Source organism: Thalassospira tepidiphila MCCC 1A03514 (assembly GCF_001662875.1).
GTDB classification, from domain to species: domain Bacteria; phylum Pseudomonadota; class Alphaproteobacteria; order Rhodospirillales; family Thalassospiraceae; genus Thalassospira; species Thalassospira tepidiphila.
Window position 1 is genome coordinate 1 of the sequence record NZ_JPVZ01000014.1, and the last position, 16,873, is coordinate 16,873.

Annotated in this window: 12 protein-coding genes; 4 read left to right on the plus strand and 8 right to left on the minus strand. The window is 55.7% G+C overall.

What is annotated here, in order from left to right; genetic code table 11:
- The 7 genes from TH4_RS19485 to soxR all read right to left on the minus strand — a co-directional run.
- Window positions 1–2,080 (minus strand): autotransporter outer membrane beta-barrel domain-containing protein (locus TH4_RS19485; protein WP_209437396.1); only part of this gene is annotated, 2,080 nt, incomplete at its 3' end.
- Window positions 2,081–2,224: 144 nt separating this feature from the next.
- A complete protein-coding gene (locus TH4_RS19490) occupies window positions 2,225–3,580 on the minus strand; it encodes an HlyD family type I secretion periplasmic adaptor subunit (protein ID WP_064782440.1) in 1,356 nt (451 codons plus the stop codon).
- Window positions 3,577–5,721 (minus strand): peptidase domain-containing ABC transporter, encoded by a 2,145-nt coding sequence (locus TH4_RS19495; protein WP_083997203.1) that lies wholly within the window; start codon window positions 5,719–5,721, stop codon window positions 3,577–3,579. The genes TH4_RS19490 and TH4_RS19495 overlap by 4 nt, the downstream gene beginning before the upstream one ends.
- Entirely contained in the window at window positions 5,718–7,439 is a 1,722-nt protein-coding gene (locus TH4_RS19500; protein WP_064782441.1) for a peptidase domain-containing ABC transporter, read from the minus strand. The genes TH4_RS19495 and TH4_RS19500 overlap by 4 nt, the downstream gene beginning before the upstream one ends.
- Before the next feature lie 199 nt (window positions 7,440–7,638).
- A complete protein-coding gene (locus TH4_RS19505; protein ID WP_064782442.1) occupies window positions 7,639–8,046 on the minus strand; it encodes an RNA-binding S4 domain-containing protein in 408 nt (135 codons plus the stop codon).
- 97 nt (window positions 8,047–8,143) lie between these two features.
- Window positions 8,144–11,062 carry a helicase-related protein gene (locus TH4_RS19510; protein ID WP_064782443.1) on the minus strand — a complete coding sequence of 973 codons (2,919 nt, stop codon included), beginning with the start codon at window positions 11,060–11,062 and terminating at the stop codon, window positions 8,144–8,146.
- Window positions 11,063–11,219: 157 nt separating this feature from the next.
- Window positions 11,220–11,681 carry a redox-sensitive transcriptional activator SoxR gene (gene soxR / locus TH4_RS19515; protein ID WP_064782444.1) on the minus strand — a complete coding sequence of 154 codons (462 nt, stop codon included), beginning with the start codon at window positions 11,679–11,681 and terminating at the stop codon, window positions 11,220–11,222.
- A gap of 116 nt (window positions 11,682–11,797) precedes the next feature.
- On the opposite strand from soxR, the gene TH4_RS19520 reads away from it, so the two are divergent.
- Both TH4_RS19520 and TH4_RS19525 read left to right on the plus strand, forming a co-directional pair.
- Window positions 11,798–12,388: an NADPH-dependent FMN reductase gene (locus tag TH4_RS19520; RefSeq protein WP_064782445.1), complete on the plus strand. Its 591-nt coding sequence runs from the start codon at window positions 11,798–11,800 to the stop codon at window positions 12,386–12,388.
- Window positions 12,385–12,717, plus strand: coding sequence for an antibiotic biosynthesis monooxygenase (locus TH4_RS19525; RefSeq protein WP_064782446.1), 333 nt, complete (start codon window positions 12,385–12,387; stop codon window positions 12,715–12,717). The genes TH4_RS19520 and TH4_RS19525 overlap by 4 nt, the downstream gene beginning before the upstream one ends.
- A gap of 118 nt (window positions 12,718–12,835) precedes the next feature.
- Here TH4_RS19525 and TH4_RS19530 read toward each other — a convergent pair whose 3' ends face one another.
- A complete protein-coding gene (locus TH4_RS19530; protein WP_008890082.1) occupies window positions 12,836–13,162 on the minus strand; it encodes an HPF/RaiA family ribosome-associated protein in 327 nt (108 codons plus the stop codon).
- Window positions 13,163–13,448: 286 nt separating this feature from the next.
- Here TH4_RS19530 and htpG point away from each other — a divergent pair, with 286 nt between their 5' ends.
- Both htpG and TH4_RS19540 read left to right on the plus strand, forming a co-directional pair.
- Entirely contained in the window at window positions 13,449–15,329 is a 1,881-nt protein-coding gene (gene htpG, locus TH4_RS19535; RefSeq protein WP_064782447.1) for a molecular chaperone HtpG, read from the plus strand.
- Between the two features lie 156 nt (window positions 15,330–15,485).
- Window positions 15,486–16,820, plus strand: a complete 1,335-nt coding sequence (locus tag TH4_RS19540; protein ID WP_245228023.1) for a deoxyguanosinetriphosphate triphosphohydrolase — start codon at window positions 15,486–15,488, stop codon at window positions 16,818–16,820.
- The last annotated feature ends 53 nt before the right edge of the window (window positions 16,821–16,873 follow it).

A 16,873-nucleotide genomic window follows, 5' to 3' on the forward strand; every position in this document is an offset into this window, starting at 1 on the left:
CTGTCAGAGTCTCGTTGGCATCCGTCAGCCCGGCATTGATGTCCAGTGCAATTGCATTATCTTCGTTACCGGATGCATCAGACACATCCAGTGTCGGTGCATCAGCGACCCCAGCGACATCAACAGTGATCGAACTTGTCGTCGTTGCGACATCTTCGCCGTCAACGGACGTTGCAGTCACCTCAAGGTCAAACGATCCGCTGAAGTCTTCTGGTGGCGTAATGGTCAGACCTGCAAGCTGCTGAGAACTCAACGTCCAAGTCCCATCACCGTTGTCGGTACCAGCCGACAATGTCCCGCCGTTCGGAACGCCGCTGATTGTAACTGTGAGTGTCTCGGAGCTATCAGCCAGACCCGCATCAATATCAAGCGCGATGGCGCTGTCTTCATTCCCGCTGGCGTCAGAAACATCCAACGTCGGTGCATCTGCAACGCCAGCCACATCAACCGTAATCGAACCAGTCGTCGTTGCAACATCTGATCCATCCGCAGACGATGCCGTTATACCTAGGTCAAACGATCCACTGAAGTCATCCGCTGGCGTGATGGTCAGACCATCAAGTTGATCCGAACTCAAAGTCCACGTGCCGTCACCATTGTCGGCACCGGCAGACAGCGAAGCACCATCCGGAACGCCCGAGATCGTGATGGTGAGTGTTTCGGAACTGTCGGTCAGACCCGCATCAATATTAAGCGCAATGGCTGCGTCTTCATTGCCGGATGCATCACTGATATCCAGCGTCGGAGTATCTGCGACGCCTTCGACGTCAACAGTGAGATTTTGCATCACAACGGCGGTATCATCACCATCGGTGGTCGAAACCAGAACCGAAAGATCGATTTCGCCGCTGAAGTTTTCCGCAGGTGTGATGCTCAGGCCTTCGAGCTGATCCGAACTCAGCGTCCAGGTGCCATCCCCATTATCCGTCCCGGCCGACAGCGTCGCACCATCCGGCACACCTTCAATGGTGATCGCGAGGTTTTCACTGCCATCCAGAAGTTCGGTATCGATATCAAGCGCGATCGCGCTGTCTTCAGTACCACTGGCATCGGAAACATCAAGCGTTGCGCCGTCCGCAACACCGGTGACGTCAACGGTGAAGCTGGCATTTGTTGTCGCAACACTGCCATTGGCTTCGCGACTGGTTGCCGAGATGTCGAGATCAATCGATCCGCTGAAATTATCGGGCGGCGTCAGGGTCAAACCGCTCAGCTGTCCTGGCGTGAGGGTCCAGGTACCATCACCATTGTCGGTACCAGCCGAAAGAACAGCCCCGTCGGGCAAACCGGAAATCGTGATGGTGAGCGTTTCACTGCCGCCATCAAGGTCATTAAGCGATGCCGACAGATCAAGGGCAATGGCACTGTCTTCAGCACCCGTGACATCATCCGCACTCAGAGACGGCGCATCCGCGACCTTGGGGTCTTCGACCTCGAGCTCGTCCTCGGTATCAAGTTCATCCTCAAGAAGAAGCTCGTCGTCTTCTTCAAGCTCGTCTTCGGCAACCGCGGCTTCTGGCGCTGGTGCCTGTTCAACGGGGGGAATGAATTCGGGCCGAAGACCTTCGTCCGTGCCTGGGCCAGGTTCTTCGCGCTCACCGCGCAGCGCATTGGTATCATTGGTCGCAAGCGGAATTTCCGGCAAATCAACCGTGCCCGGTTCCGATTGGAGGGACAGGTCATCGGCCCCGTCTGATCCAAGATTGCTTTGGAATGTGTCGGCCCCGGTATCGAGATTGTTTTCAATCTCGGCCGCTTCGTTCAGGGAAATGGTCTGTTGTTCGGTGGCCTCTCTGGCCTGCGCACGTTCCTGGCGCTGGGCTGCGGCATTCTGGCGCTGGAAAGCTTGTTGTTCTTCGCCTTGCGGATTTCGGATCTGGGTACCGTAATGAACCGATCCCAGTTCCTGTTCCTGCGGACGTGCGGAACTGTCCTGGTCGTCATGCAATTCGACCAGTTCATCACTTTCGCCATCCTGACCAAGCGAACGCTCCAGATCCTCTGTCGAGGCCTGGTGGTCAAGATCACTCCGACCATCGTCAGAGCGGGAATTTTCAGTATCGCGCGCGTCGTCCGCCATCTAACCCATTCTCCGTAAAGTGCGGAACAGGATAGGCCCATCCCACACTTCTATACCATAGTATAGATTCACTGGTAACAACCAGCGAAATGTACGGCCAGGCAGTAGAAATGGGGACCATTTCCAGCGGGACCAGATAATTGCTCAGCGTTCGCTAAACGCTTGATCAAGCGAGACATAGACCGGCTTCAACAGATATTGAAGGAGAGTCCGCTCCCCGGTCTGGATATCGGCCTGAACCGTCATCCCGGGAATGATCTTCTGAGCTGCCGCACCTTCGCCGACTGCATCGGCTTCGAGCGCAACCTTGCCCTTATAATACGGACGTCCATCCTCATCAACAAAAGTAGAGGCCGATATCGATACCAATTCACCGTTGATCCCGCCATAGCGGATGAAATCAAACGCACTGACCTTGACCGTGACCGGCTGCCCAAGGTGAACATGGCCGATATCCTCGGTCGAAATGCGGGTTTCAGCGATCAAAACATCATCAACCGGCACCAGCTCCATCACCACCTGTGCTGGCGCAATCACCCCGCCAATCGTGGTGAACTGAAGGCCCTTGATATAGCCCCGGGTGGGCGCAATGATTTCAAGCCGGTCAACGCGATCCCGCAATTTGCGCAGGGCTTCGCGGGCCTGGGCAATTTCGCCACCCAGACGGCCAAGTTCGGTAATGGCCTCTTCGCGTTGCGTTTTTTCAAGCTCGTTCAGGCGCAAATTTGCCTCGGCGATGGTTTCGCGCGCCCGCGCCTTTTCTGCAATCACACCCGAAAGGTTGCCTTGGGCTTCGTTCAGTTCGCGCTGGATATTGAGGAACAACACCTTGGAATTAAGCCCCTGCTCATAGAGCGACCGGCGCATGGTGACTTCCTGGCTCAGCAGATCAACCGATTTGCGAAGGGTTGCTTCCTGCTCGCTCAGTTGGGCCAGTTCGGCATTGCGTTCCTTGATCTGGACCTCAAGAATTTCGCTTTGGTTGGCATCAAGCTCGGTCTGGATGCGATAAATCTCATCCTGATTTTGCGCAAGTTCCGGATATTGCACCATCAGGGTGGTGAAATCCGGTTCGCGGCCCTCGGCCAAGGCGCGGTAGCGTTCGGCTTCAAGCTGCAAGTTGCCAAGCCGTGTTTCGGTCTGGGACAGTTCCGCCTGCGCCCCGTCGGCCTTGAGACGGATCAGAACCTGTCCTTGTTCCACAAGGTCACCATCGCGCACCATGATCTGCTCAATGATGCCGCCTTCAAGATGCTGGATCTTGTTGACTGCACTTGTTGGCATGACCTGCCCGAATGTAATCGCGGTTTCCTTGATTTCGGTGGTCGCAGACCATGCGATCAAGGCAAGGAAGCCAACCGACAGCATCACCATCGCAGAACGCACAAAGACGGAAATCCCGCCTTCTTCAAGCAGGACCGCGTGCGACAAATACCGCGCCATGCGCCGGGATCGCCGGAACCGCTGGATCGCAGTATCCTGAACTGCTGCTTCACTCATAGGTAGCCTCCGTCTATCACTTGCTGCTTGATCCGTTCGGGCGGCCCGTCGCCGCGCAACTGGCCGCCTTCAAGCACAAGAATGCGGTCCGCCAAATCCAGATGACTTGGTCGATGGGTAATCAGGAAAATGGTCGAACCGCCCCGCAGGCGATTGATCGTGCTTTGGAAGGCACGGTCGGCCCGCTGGTCGAGACCATTGGTGGGTTCATCAAACAAAATGATCGGCGCTTCGCGCACAAGCGCACGCGCCAGCGCAAGTCGTTGCAGGAAACTGGCCGAGAAGCGCGATGAGTGCTGATCACCAACACGGGTCTTGAACCCGTTGGGAAGTGCCTCGACCTCATCAAGGATCCCTGCCGCCATGCAGGCCATGCGCAGATCATCATCGGTTGCGACCGGATTGGCCAAACGCAGGTTTTGCGCAATCGACCCCCGGAAAAATTCGATATCCTGCGGCACATAGGAAATGGCCTGACGCAGGGTTTGCGGATCCATCTGACGGATATCCGCACCATCAATCAAAACAGCCCCCGCCTGCGGCTGATACATGCCGGCAATCAGCTTGATCAGCGATGATTTCCCTGCCCCGTTCGCACCGACCACGGCAACCACCTGCCCCGGTTTGATATCGAAATTGACCCCGACCAGGGCCGGATCGGAATCCGCACTATAACGGAAACTGACCCGTGAAAATGTCACAGCACCGTCAAAGCGATGCTGCTCGACCGAACGCGGGACAAGGTCCCCTTCGGGCGCAATGGTCATCAGGCGGTTGATCTGGCGCACACTGCCGCGCAACTGCGCCAGCCGCGGCATGCCGAGAAACGCCTGATTGATCGGGCCAAGAACCCGCCAGGCCAGCATCATCGATGCCACCAGCGCACCGACGCTCATTTGGGCTTCCATCACCCGCTGCGCGCCGAAGGCAAGCACAAGCGCACCAGACGTAATCATCAGTACCTGGGCCAATGTATTGATGACGTTATTGACCATCGCCACCCGATAGCCGGAATAGGCCGTATCAGCGGAAATATCGCGAAAGCGTGCCAACCAGCGTTGCTCGGATGCGGTGTATTTCAGCGCCGACATCTTGCCGACGGTCTCGACCAGGAATTCCTGACGGTTGGCACCATGACGACCAAGTTCGGAAACACGGCGTGCGACAATCGGAAATGCAACGATGCCGATCAGTGCGAACACACCGATCAATGCAATCGGGATCAATGCCAGCCAACCGCCAAGATAGAACATGACAATCAGGAACAGCGGCACGAACGGCATTTCCATCATCACCAGTGCCATCGGCCCGGTAAAGAATTCACGCACGCTTTCAAAGTCGCGAATACGCGAAATCTGTACACCAACCGGCGCACGTTCGGTGAAGGCCGGTGGCAAGGACAATAGCCGTTCAAAAATGGCACCACTGACAAGCGTATCGAGGCGCGCACCGAAGTGACTGACGATCTGACTGCGCAAGGAGCGCAAAACCCAGCTCAGGATCAGGACGATGCCAATCCCGATGGCAAACTGGATCAACATCGGGATCGACCGTGTGCCGATCACACGGTCATAGATGCCCATGACGAAGATCGGGGTTGCCAGCGCCAGGATGTTCAAAACAAACGTCATCGCCAGCAACTGATGAAGCAGCCCCGAAAACCGGTCGGCAATACCCCCAAACCAGCCGCGCTTATCATCTTCCAGATAACGTTCACGGCGATCCGCCGCCGAGAACTGATAAATCTTGCCCGGAAGGGTCGATAGCTTGATGACCATTTCCCGATCAGTGCCGCCATCAAAGACGCGCACACCATTTTCTTCGGGCCGAATCACGACAAGGGCCGTTCCCTCGTCCGGGACAAACAGGCACGGCATCAGGCGTTCGTCGATCTGATCAAGCGTCGCATCGATTTCGCGTGACTGATAGTTCAGATGCGCCATGACATTGCGGAAATCGGTCAGATCAAGCGCCTGATCCATATGTGGCAGCGCCTCTGCGACCTGACGCGGCAATCCGCGCCATCCCAAGGCCTGAAGCAGCGGCCAGACACATGCGTCGAAATCGGACAGCGCATCGGTGCTTTCCAGCCCCATCCGATAGTTCATCGCATAGTCCATGTTTTCGAGCTTTTTCATCATGCCTTCGACCCCGCTGCTGCCCGGGTGCCGGTATTTTTGGCCGTCTCCGCAGTTTTATTCGTGCGACGCAAAACAGGCACAAGATGCTTGTCGATCAGACGGTATTGCTTGTTGGCCATGGCAATCAGGGATGGGCGATGAGACACCATCACCAGCGTGCAGTGCTTTTTAAGCTCCACCATCAGGCTGGTCATGATGTTGTCACCCGCCATATCAAGCGAACTGTTGGCTTCGTCAAACAGAACAATGCGCGGGTAATCAATCAGGGCACGGGCAACCGCGATGCGCTGTTTTACGCCGCGCGGCAGGGTTTCGGACGCCTGACCACCAACTTCGGTGTCATAGCCTTCGGGCATGCGCATGACGATGTCATCAAGCCCCAGACGCCGTGAAATCTCAATCACGCGGTCAACACCGATTTCCTTGCGAAATCCGGTGATGTTTTCAAGGATCGTACCTTTGAACATCACGCCATGCTGAGGCAAATAGGCGATCTGACGACGGGTGGACTCGGCGGTGTAATCGGCCGGGTCCTTGCCATCCAAAAGCACTTCACCCCGATCCGGGCGCAAGGCCCCCATCAGAAGCCACAAAAGTGTGGTTTTGCCTGTGCCGTTGTCGCCGGTAATGGCGATGGAATCGCCCGGCTCCACCACCAGATCAAGGTTTTCGAAGATCTTTTTGCCATCCGCATGGGAAAACGCGACATTGCGCAATTCGATCTTGCCATCAAGCAGTGGCATTTCCGCGGCGCCAAGCTGGTCTTCTTCTTCGATTTCAAACAGCTCGTTGACGCGCTGACGCGCAACGCGAATGTTCTGGAATTGCGTCCACAGGGTCATGGCACGCTGAAGCGGCTGGATCGAACGGCCCGACAACATCGTGCAGGCAGCAAGCCCACCGACGGTCAAAGTCCCGTTAATCACAAAAACACTACCGACAGAAGCCACCAGCACCATGGTCAGCATCGAAAAGGTCGCGCTGGCATTGACCGCTGTGTGGGCCGAGCGTGCGGCACGCAGATCATCACCCGAACATTGTGTCTGGAGCTGATCATGTCGGCGGATCATCAGGTTTTCCATCGCCATCGATTTGATGGTGTGAATGCCCGTCAGGGTTTCGATGATGAAGTTATAGCGCCGTTCATCTGACTGGCTGCGATCATCAAGTGCGCCCCGCAACTGATGGCCCAGAAACATCGCTGTCAAAAGGAAGGCTGCAAGAATGCCCAGCGGCACAAGCACCAATTGACCGCCAATCACTGCAATCAGGGCCAGGAACAAGATGATGAACGGCAGATCGACCACCGCACCAATTGCCTGCCCGGAATAGAAGTCGCGCAGCATATTCAGGCTATTAAGGCGCTGCAGATGAAGACCCGGTGCGGTTTTGCCATAGTCGGTCAAGCTTGCCGACAGCAAATGTCCGACCGCCTGCTGGGAACTGTAATGTTCAAACTTCGCCGCCGAGAGCGAGGAGATATAAGCCCGGCCAAGACGCAGGATCGCTTCAAGCACAAGCGCCCCCAGCACCCCGAAAATCAAAAGGGTCAGTGTCGGGATGGAACTGTGCGGCAGGACCCGGTCATAGACCTGCAAAAGAGTAATCGGCAGCGCAAGCGTCAGCAGGTTGATCACCAACGCTGTGATCAACAGTGCGAAACGGCCGGTGCGCAAGTGCGACAATGTACCGATATTCAATCGAGACCGACGTCTCATCACGCAGGCGAGCTCCAGATTTCCACAAAATCTACCACCCCAAAGTAGGGGACGTATACAATGAGATAGGATGCATACCGGATCACCCCATCCAAAGCAAGAAAATCGTGGAGAAAATACAACCTGATGTGATCTGTCTTACCCGAAACAGCCGGTCACGGATCAGATAGGGACCGAATATTAGCAATATCAAGACATATTATTCAATACTGCCATCACCGCGCAAGCGATCCAACGCCCGTCGCTCGGCCTTTGTCGGACGCCCTGCCCCCGCTTCGCGTTCGGCCAAGGGGGCGGTACGGATATCCGACGCAACTTCCTTTTTGGGTGTTCGCGGCGGGGAATGATCGGCATAAAGCGCCTGGGCCTCGGGCGCTGGGCCGCGTCGCTCACCAAGGGCGACAACCTCGACAACGCGCAGGTGCGGCCCCTGAAAGAACTGCAGGCGATCACCGGCAACGACCGTGACGCTGGCCTTGGAAACCGACTGACCATTCAGAACAATATGCCCGGCTTGGCATGCCTTGCTGGCAAGCGATCTGGTTTTGTAAAACCGCGCATGCCAAAGCCATTTATCAATACGAAGCTTCTCTGCCTGTTCCCTCACGGCCACCGATTTCCTGAAATCAACGGGATATTATACAGTTGGAAAGCAGAACGGCGACCCACAAGGGTCGCCGCTCGATACATGATATCTGAAACGATCAGCCCTTGGCTTCAAGCATTTCCTTAAGCTTGGCAAACGGCGAATCTTCATTGATCTGGTTGGCTTTTTCCGGGGCCTGATTGCGACCACCGCCCGGCTTGCCACCACGGCCACCTTTGCCGCCCTGGTTCGGACGATTGCCACCCTTGCCTTTCGGGCCACCTTTGCCGCCGCCACGGGCTTCCTGACGCGGGCCGCGCTGACCACCACGGTTTTGTCCGCCACCGCGTTTGCGACGATCAACACGGACGAAGTATTTGACTTCGACCAGCTCGTCGCCATCGGCGTCGGTTTCAACCGCCGGCGTTTCCGAAGTTGCTTCTGCAGACGCATCCTCAGCGACCTCTGCCGGTTCTGCCTTTGCCTCAACCGGTGCAGCTTCCTCAGCCGGGGCATCAGCCTTGGCTTCGGTTGCAGCCGCCTCGGAACCCTCTGCGGTTTCAGCTTCGGCTTTGCCCGCTTCAGGTTTGGCTGCCTTGGCAGCTTCTTCGGCCTTTTTCTCGGCTTCCTTGGCTTCAAGTTCGGATTTCTTGACCTTGGTTACCTCGGCGCGCCAGCCAAGTGCGGTAAACACACCTTCGGCCTGTTCGACCGTGCAGCCCAAAAGCGACAGCAGATCAGGATCCGGGCGAACCTTGCCATCGTTTTCACGCGCCTTCTGACGCAGAAGGGCGGCAAAACGTTCAAGCATGTCGACACGCGCAGCAAGCGGGCCAACCGGCATGTAACCGGCAGCCAGATAGAAGCCCTTGGAATTCGCACGGTCATTGGGGACCGAGGTCCGGCCTGCCGGCGGCAGTTCCGGAAGGGCATCAAGTTCACGTGCCACCGCCCAAAGAATGCCGCGCAGCTCAACCGGATCCGGTTTGAGCGCATCAAGCACATGGACGGTTTCAACACCCAGACGCACGCCAAGTTTGGCAAGTGCCTTGCGGTCTTCGTCCGACAGGTCCTTGACCAGACTTTCGAGTTCCGAACGCGGCACACAGCCCAGACCTTCGTTCAACTGGAACAAAAGTCCGCGAATCGGCCCGGACAGCTGACAGTCGCGCAGGCGGGTCAGCATTTTAAGGCGCGTTTCGATATGGGAATTGATGAAATTCTGCAGACGGGTACGTACCCGTTCGCGGGTCGGACCGTCAAAGAACTCGCTGTCGATGACCTGAACTTCGGGCGACAGAACCGTGTCCCCTTTTTTCAGCACACCAACCGGCGAACCGTTCCACAGCACCTGAAGCTGGCCGTTTACTGCGAACTTGTCGTCTTCGTCAGTTTCAAGTTGTTTGACACGTTGGGCGATTTCGCCGGTCAACGCGCGACGTGCGGCACTGGCAATCGCCTTGCCTTCAAAAGCAGCATCGGTTTCATCAGCAATGAAACGGAATCCGTCAAGACGGCCGACAAATTCACCTTCGACCTGTACTTCACCATTCGCAGTGATGGTAGACATGAGTTCAGACTTGTCCTTGAGACTTTTCAATAAAACCGAGGTCCGTCTGTCAACGAACCTTTGGGTCAGGCGTTCATGTAGCACATCTGAGAGCTTGTCCTCAATGGCCCGCGTGCGTTCCTGCCAATGATTGGCATCTTCGAGCCAGTGATGCTTATGCGATACATATGTCCAGACGCGAATACCTGCCAAACGTGATGACAACTGGTCAATATCACCATCATAACGATCCAGACGCAAGATTTGTTCGCCCAACCAGTCAATGGGCAGTTTGCTTCCGGGTTTCGCAAGATAGCGATAGATAGATGTTAGCAGCCTCGGATGGGCATCGGTATGGATATTTCTGAAGTCGGGAATCTGGCAGATTTCCCACAATAATTGCACCCGATCCGGGGCGGTTGCGATGCGTGCGACATCCTCGTTGCGTGCCAGATGATCGAGCATGATCTCATCAACCGGTTCGCGCGCCAAAATAAGGGTCGGGTCATCCGACCGCCGGCGCAGCGATTTCTGCAGCGCATCCACGGTGCGAAAATCAAGCCGCGCGTTGCGCCAGAACACTTTTGCAAGCGGCTCGAACTCGTGTTCTTCGATCTGCTCGATAATATCGGGATCAATCCCCGAAAGATTTCCGGTTACCCCGAACGTGCCATCATTCATGTGACGTCCGGCACGGCCGGCAATCTGGGCGGTTTCAGCCGCGGTCAGGCCACGATTGAACTTGCCGTCAAACTTGCTCATCGCGGCAAAGGCCACGTGGTTGAGATCAAGGTTCAACCCCATCCCGATTGCATCGGTGGCAATCAGATGCTCGACCTCGCCATTCTGGAACATCTCGACCTGAGCATTACGCGTGCGCGGGCTCAGCGCGCCAAGCACCACCGCCGCCCCGCCCTTTTGACGGCGCACCAGTTCGGCAACGGCGTAAACTTCCTGGGCGGAAAATGTCACCACGGCCGACTGGGACGGCAGACGCTGGATCTTTTTGGCCCCGTTATAGGTCAGAGTCGAAAACCGTTCACGGCGGTCAAATTCAACATTATCAACCAGCTTGCGGATCACCGGGCGAATGGTTTCCGCCCCCATGAACATGGTTTCATGGCGTCCGCGCGCATGCAAAAGCCGGTCGGTAAAGACGTGGCCACGTTCCGGGTCCGCACACATCTGGATTTCATCAATGGCCAGGAAATCGACCTGCTTGGCGACCGGCATGGCTTCGACCGTGCACAGGAAATAGCGCGCTGTTTTGGGAAGAATACGTTCTTCGCCGGTGATCAATGCCACCGCGCCCTTGCCGACCTTGGCGACCGCGCGGTCATAGTTTTCGCGCGCCAGAAGTCTGAGCGGGAACCCGATCATCCCGGTCGTATGTGCCAACATCCGTTCCATGGCGAGATGGGTCTTGCCGGTGTTGGTCGGCCCCAATATGGCAAGGATACGAGGACCGGTTCGGGTTGAAATCTGCATCAAACTTTTCCAATCGACAGCCCAATGATCCGGGCCATCGCAATCATTGGGCCTTTCAACACGCGAACCAGCACCATGTCAAGCTTTCTGCCTGCCGTCGCAAGGCGCGTCAAACTGGCGTATCGCGGCCTAAACCACTGATGCCGCGCAAACCCGCCTATTCTTCCGTGAGTTCAAGCAATCTGGCCCCCGGGCCATCACTGCCAAGCGCGTCTCCGGGGTTGTATAGCGGGCATGCGGAAATCGACAGGCAACCACAACCGATGCATTTGCCCAGCTGATCGCGCAAACGGGTCAATTGTTCGATGCGTTCATTCAAATCATCGCGCCACTGCGATGAAAGCTTTTCCCAGTCTTTGATGGTCGGCACGGTATTGGGAGGCAGCTTATCGAGCGCCGCTCCGATTTCCGACAGCGGAATACCGGTTTTCTGCGCGACCTTGATAATGGCAAGTTTGCGCAACACGCCACGATGAAAACGGCGCTGGTTGCCGTCGGTCCGGATCGAGCTGATCAAACCTTTGCGTTCATAAAAATGCACCGCCGATACGGCAATACCGCAACGACTTGCGACTTCTCCGACACTCAGATAGCGCTGCAACACGCCCTTTTCTGCCATTTTCCCTGCTCCCCCTTGCCTGCCTTGAAAAAGTTCCCAAAACGCGCTTGACCTTAACATTAGTTGAGGTTTTAGAACCTTACTCATTGAACCGAAATTGGCAAGGAGAGAACGCCGTGAAAGAGACATTTAATATCGCCGTCATCTTTGGCAGTGCGCGTGAAGGTCGCTTTTGCGATACGGTCGGTACCTGGGTCGTTGAAACCCTTAAATCGGATCACGAACTTTCTGTTGATACGATTGATCCCGCTGTTTTGAACCTGCCTGCGGCCCATGTTGGGGCTGATCACCCTGCGGTCGCGCACCTTCATACTGCCCTGACTGAGGCCGATGGTTTCATCGTCGTTACCCCGGAATACAATCACAGCTTTACTGGCGAGCTAAAGCTTCTGATCGATGCCGCCAAGCAACAATGGAAACGCAAACCCGTCGGGTTTGTATCCTATGGCGGAATGTCAGGTGGCCTGCGCGCTGTTGAACAATTGCGTCTTGTTTTTGCCGAATTGCATGCGGTGACCCTGCGCGATGTCATAAGCTTCGCCCAAGCTTGGGACAAGTTCGATGAAACCGGTCGGCCGATAGACCTCGAAGGCACGAATAACGCCCTTCATCACATGATGACCGACTTCAAATGGTGGGCTGGCGCGTTGCGCGATGCACGTTACCCGCAAGGCAAACACCCCCTCCTTGAGGCGGTTGCATCATGACAAACACGATTGCAAGCGATGCAAATGACGAAGTCGTCAGCATCAGCCATGTGACGCCAAAACCCGGTCAAAAGGATCGATTTGTCGAAATCCAGACGCAGTTCCAGACCAGCGTAGCACCGGAAATTGACGGCTTGATCGGCGGGCGGCTGTTTGCTGCCGACGACGGACAATCCTTTGTCATCATGTCGCGGTTTCAATCGCATGCTGATCTTGAAGCCTGGAACGGATCACAGCGCTTTGCCGACCACATGGCGCGCGTGCGCCCCCTGATTGAAGCGGCCACCCGCGGTCGGTTCAGCACCCTGTATCAGTCCGGCACTGTTTAGATCCCCCAACCCCGGCGGTGTCGGGCTGATACATTTCCCAACCACCTCGTGCCACCACACGACAAAGCGGGGCGACCATCCGGTCGCCCCGCCTCCTTTTCAATCGTATTCAGTGACCTTAGTGGTTGCGCATCTTGTCGGCATATTCCTTGAGCTGCCGACGGGCGGCCTGGAAACTGTTTTTCAGCGCGATATAGACATCCTCATGGGCATGATCGGCACTGTCGCGCTTCACCATGATTTCCTTGCCCGGCACATTGATGCCAAAATGCACGGCAAAGCGGTTTCCATGGTTATGAGATGCCTGCGGGCGTTCCACTACAACATGACAACTGGTCATGCGATCGAAGGTTTCTTCCAGTTTTTGCACCTTGAAACGAATGCGCTCGTCCAGCGCATCAGACTGATCAACATCACGGTAGGTGATTTGAACGGGAACCTTCATGGTACGGCCTCCTGTGTAAAGCCTTGGACGCAAGACAGGGCGTTGCACCCTGCCGATTACCCTAGCACTTTTGCTGCTCGGGAACTTTCAGGAACGCTTCCAGAATGTGGCGTGCGGCCCTGTTATTAAAGCCTCTATATTTATACTTAGGATACAAGACTTGCGCTGCAAGATGCGTTGACGCATATCAAGCTCGGTTTAAAGTTCACCCCGTTAAGGTGTCGGTCCTTCTGCCAATATCGGAGGAGGCTGACAGACGCTTGAAACAAAGGAGAAAAAAGAGGTCATGACGGAAGAAAAAATGCGGTTCGAGGCTGAGGTTAGCCGACTGCTCGATATCGTTGTCCACTCGCTTTATTCCAACAAGGACATCTTCCTGCGCGAGCTGATCTCCAACGCCTCGGATGCGTGCGACAAGCTGCGCTATGAAGCGATTGCCAAACCGGATTTGCTCGCTGGTGATGCCGATTTCAAGGTGCGCCTTCTGACAGATAATGTCCGTAATGTTCTGACGATTGCCGATAACGGGATCGGGATGAACAAGGAAGATCTGGTCGAAAACCTGGGCACCATTGCCAATTCCGGCACCGCGAAGTTCCTGGATGCCGTATCGAAATCCGACAACGCCAAGGATGTCGACCTGATTGGTCAGTTTGGTGTCGGTTTCTATTCCGCCTTTATGGTCGCCAACAAGGTCGAAGTCGTCAGCCGCAAGGCCGGCGATGATCAGGCATGGAAATGGTCATCTGACGGCAAGGGCGAATACACCATTGCCGAGGCCGAAATGGAAGGCCGCGGCACCCAGATCACCCTGCATCTGACCGACGACAACAAGGAATTCACAGACGAACATCGTCTGCGTCATATCGTCAAAACCTATTCCGACCATATCGGCATTCCGGTGGTCCTGATGAAGGGCGACGGTGATGAAACGCTCAATGAGGCCTCCGCTCTCTGGACCCGCCCGAAAAGCGAGATCACCGAAGAACAGTACAAGGAATTCTACAAGCACACCTCGCACGCGTTCGATGATCCGTGGAAAACCATCCACTATCAGGCCGAAGGTGCGATTGAATATACCGGGCTGCTTTACCTGCCGACCATGCGCCCGTTCGATCTTTATGATCCGCAGCGCAAAGGCCATCTGAAGCTGTATGTCCGCAAGGTGTTCATCACCGAAGGTGCCAACGAATTGCTGCCGCCGTGGCTGCGTTTCGTATCCGGCGTGGTCGATAGCCAGGACCTGCCACTTAACGTCTCGCGCGAGATGTTGCAGGACCATCCGCTTCTAACCAAGATCAAGAACGGCCTGACCAAAAAGGTCCTGTCCGAACTTGAAACTGCGGCCAAGAAAGATACTGAGGGTTATGAAACCTTCTGGGAAAACTTTGGCTCGGTCGTTAAGGAAGGCCTTTACGAAGACCAGACCAACCGTGATCGCATCCTCAAACTCGCCCGGTTCCGCTCGACCCATGGCGATGGCTGGACCACACTTGCCGACTATGTCGAACGGATGAAGGACGGCCAGAAGGCCATCTATTACATCAGTGGCGAGGATATCGACGCCCTTAAACGCAGCCCGCAACTTGAAGGCTTTGCAGCCAAGGGGATCGAAGTCCTGCTTCTGACCGATCCGGTTGATGAATTCTGGATGCCGTCTGTCGGCCAGTTTGATGGCAAAGACTTCAAATCTGTCACCCGTGGCGGTGCGGACCTGAACGACATCAAGTCCGATGACAAGGATGACGCCAAGGACGAGAAAAAAGATGATGCCGCAAATGAGGCATCGGTCAGTGCCCTGATTGCCGCGATCAAGGTTGCCCTTGGCACCGGGGTCAAGGACGTTCGGGAATCAGATCGCCTGACCAGTTCGGCCTGCTGTCTGATTGCCGATGAGATGGGCATGGATTTGCGCATGGAACGCCTGATGAAACAGCACAACCGTGTCGATGAAATCAGCCCGCGTATCCTTGAAATCAATCCGAAGCACAGCCTGATCAAAAAGCTGTCTGACATTGCCACCAAGGATGCCAAGGCCCCGATCCTTCATGACGCTGCCCTGCTGTTGCTTGATCAGGCCCGTATCCTAGAAGGCGAAGCCCTGCCCGATCCGGTCAGCTTTGCCCGTCGCCTTGATCTTGTAATGGAAAAAGGTCTGGGCGCTTAATCGCCCCACAGGCCCGACCTTTGCAAAACGGCGCGTCATCAGATGCGCCGTTTTCTTTTGCTTCTGTACAGAATTTAAAATGCTTATTTACTAAAACCGGGCATAAACATCCCAGATATCCAAGAACTGAAGTCCGACCGGAAGGTGCGAAATACGATGACAGCGATGATGAACTGGCAGCAATTGCTATCTCCAGCTCGGCTTGGGTCGCGTCATTCCAGTGTGGGTACATTTGGCCGGTCCGATTTTCACAAGGATTATGACCGGATCATTTTTTCGGCGGCCTTTCGCCGCTTGCAGCGCAAAACGCAAGTTCATCCGTTGCCGGAAAATGACAATGTCCACACCCGCCTGACCCACAGTCTGGAAGTCTCCTGTGTTGCCCGGTCTTTGGGATTGATGGTCGGAAACCGCCTGCATGAAAAGGGGAGCCTGCCCGATGCGATTGAGCCCGACCATATGGCCGCCATCGTGCAGGCAGCAGCACTTTGCCATGATATCGGCAACCCGCCCTTTGGCCATGCCGGGGAATATGCCATCCGCCAATGGTTTGTCGACGCAAACCCGAAATTCACCGAAGGCCTGACAGAGGCACAGTTTGCCGATCTGACAACATATGAGGGCAATGCCCAGGGTTTCCGCCTTCTGACCAACAAACGGACCGGTCTGTATGACGGCGGCATGCGCCTGACCTATGCAACCCTCGCAAGCTTCTTGAAATACCCGTGGTCAGCCGCCGGAAGTCCTTTTCCGCAGAAAAAGAAGTTCGGCGCCTTTCAAAAGGAATTCGGGCTGCTTGAAGAAGTCGCCGATGCCACCGGGTTGATCCGCACTGGCGATCAGGCCTTTTGCCGTCACCCGCTGGTCTATCTGGTCGAGGCTGCTGATGATATCTGTTATGCCCTGATCGATATCGAGGACGGCGTTGAACTGGAACTTGTCGATTTCGATATTCTTGAAAAGATGCTGCTGCCCTGCATTACGGATGACCTGCCGGCCGAGTACAACCGTGAACCCAATGTCAGCCGCAAGATTTCCTTCCTGCGGGGTAAAATCATTGCCGGTGTTCTTGATGCACTGGTTGATGCCTTTGTCGCGAACGAGGAGGCGCTTCTGGCTGGCGAATGGAAGGGAGATCTGCTGGCATGTGCCAAGGGGCCCTTTAACGACCTGATCGCGCAGGCCAAGTCATTTTCCGAGAAACAGATCATTCTCAACCGTCGCAAGGTCCAGATCGAGGTCGGCGCCTTTGCCCATCTTGAAACCTTGCTCGAGACATTCTGCAAAACCGCCCTTGATGTGCATCACGCACAATCAGAAGCTGACATTTCCTATCGCACCGGACGGGTCCGCGAACTGATCGGCAATGATGCCATGCCCATCGGGGCGTCGCTTTATGATCTTTACCTGGTCATTCTCGATTACGTATCAGGGATGACCGACGATTTTGCCGCCCGTCTTGCACGTGACATCGGTGGCGGACAGCACTAGGCGATGTGGCTCCTCGGTCCTTTTATTGCCCGCTATCGACGCAGAACGGCGTT

Bases quoted from the DNA above. Each gene is read 5' to 3' on its own strand.
- TH4_RS19495 (WP_083997203.1), bottom strand. From the start codon at position 5,721: ATGATGAAAAAGCTCGAAAACATGGACTATGCGATGAACTATCGGATG.
- TH4_RS19490 (WP_064782440.1), bottom strand. From the start codon at position 3,580: ATGAGTGAAGCAGCAGTTCAGGATACTGCGATCCAGCGGTTCCGGCGA.
- TH4_RS19540 (WP_245228023.1), top strand. From the start codon at position 15,486: ATGACAGCGATGATGAACTGGCAGCAATTGCTATCTCCAGCTCGGCTT.
- soxR (WP_064782444.1), bottom strand. From the start codon at position 11,681: ATGGCAGAAAAGGGCGTGTTGCAGCGCTATCTGAGTGTCGGAGAAGTC.
- TH4_RS19500 (WP_064782441.1), bottom strand. From the start codon at position 7,439: ATGAGACGTCGGTCTCGATTGAATATCGGTACATTGTCGCACTTGCGC.
- TH4_RS19530 (WP_008890082.1), bottom strand. From the start codon at position 13,162: ATGAAGGTTCCCGTTCAAATCACCTACCGTGATGTTGATCAGTCTGAT.
- htpG (WP_064782447.1), top strand. From the start codon at position 13,449: ATGACGGAAGAAAAAATGCGGTTCGAGGCTGAGGTTAGCCGACTGCTC.
- TH4_RS19510 (WP_064782443.1), bottom strand. From the start codon at position 11,062: ATGCAGATTTCAACCCGAACCGGTCCTCGTATCCTTGCCATATTGGGG.
- TH4_RS19525 (WP_064782446.1), top strand. From the start codon at position 12,385: ATGACAAACACGATTGCAAGCGATGCAAATGACGAAGTCGTCAGCATC.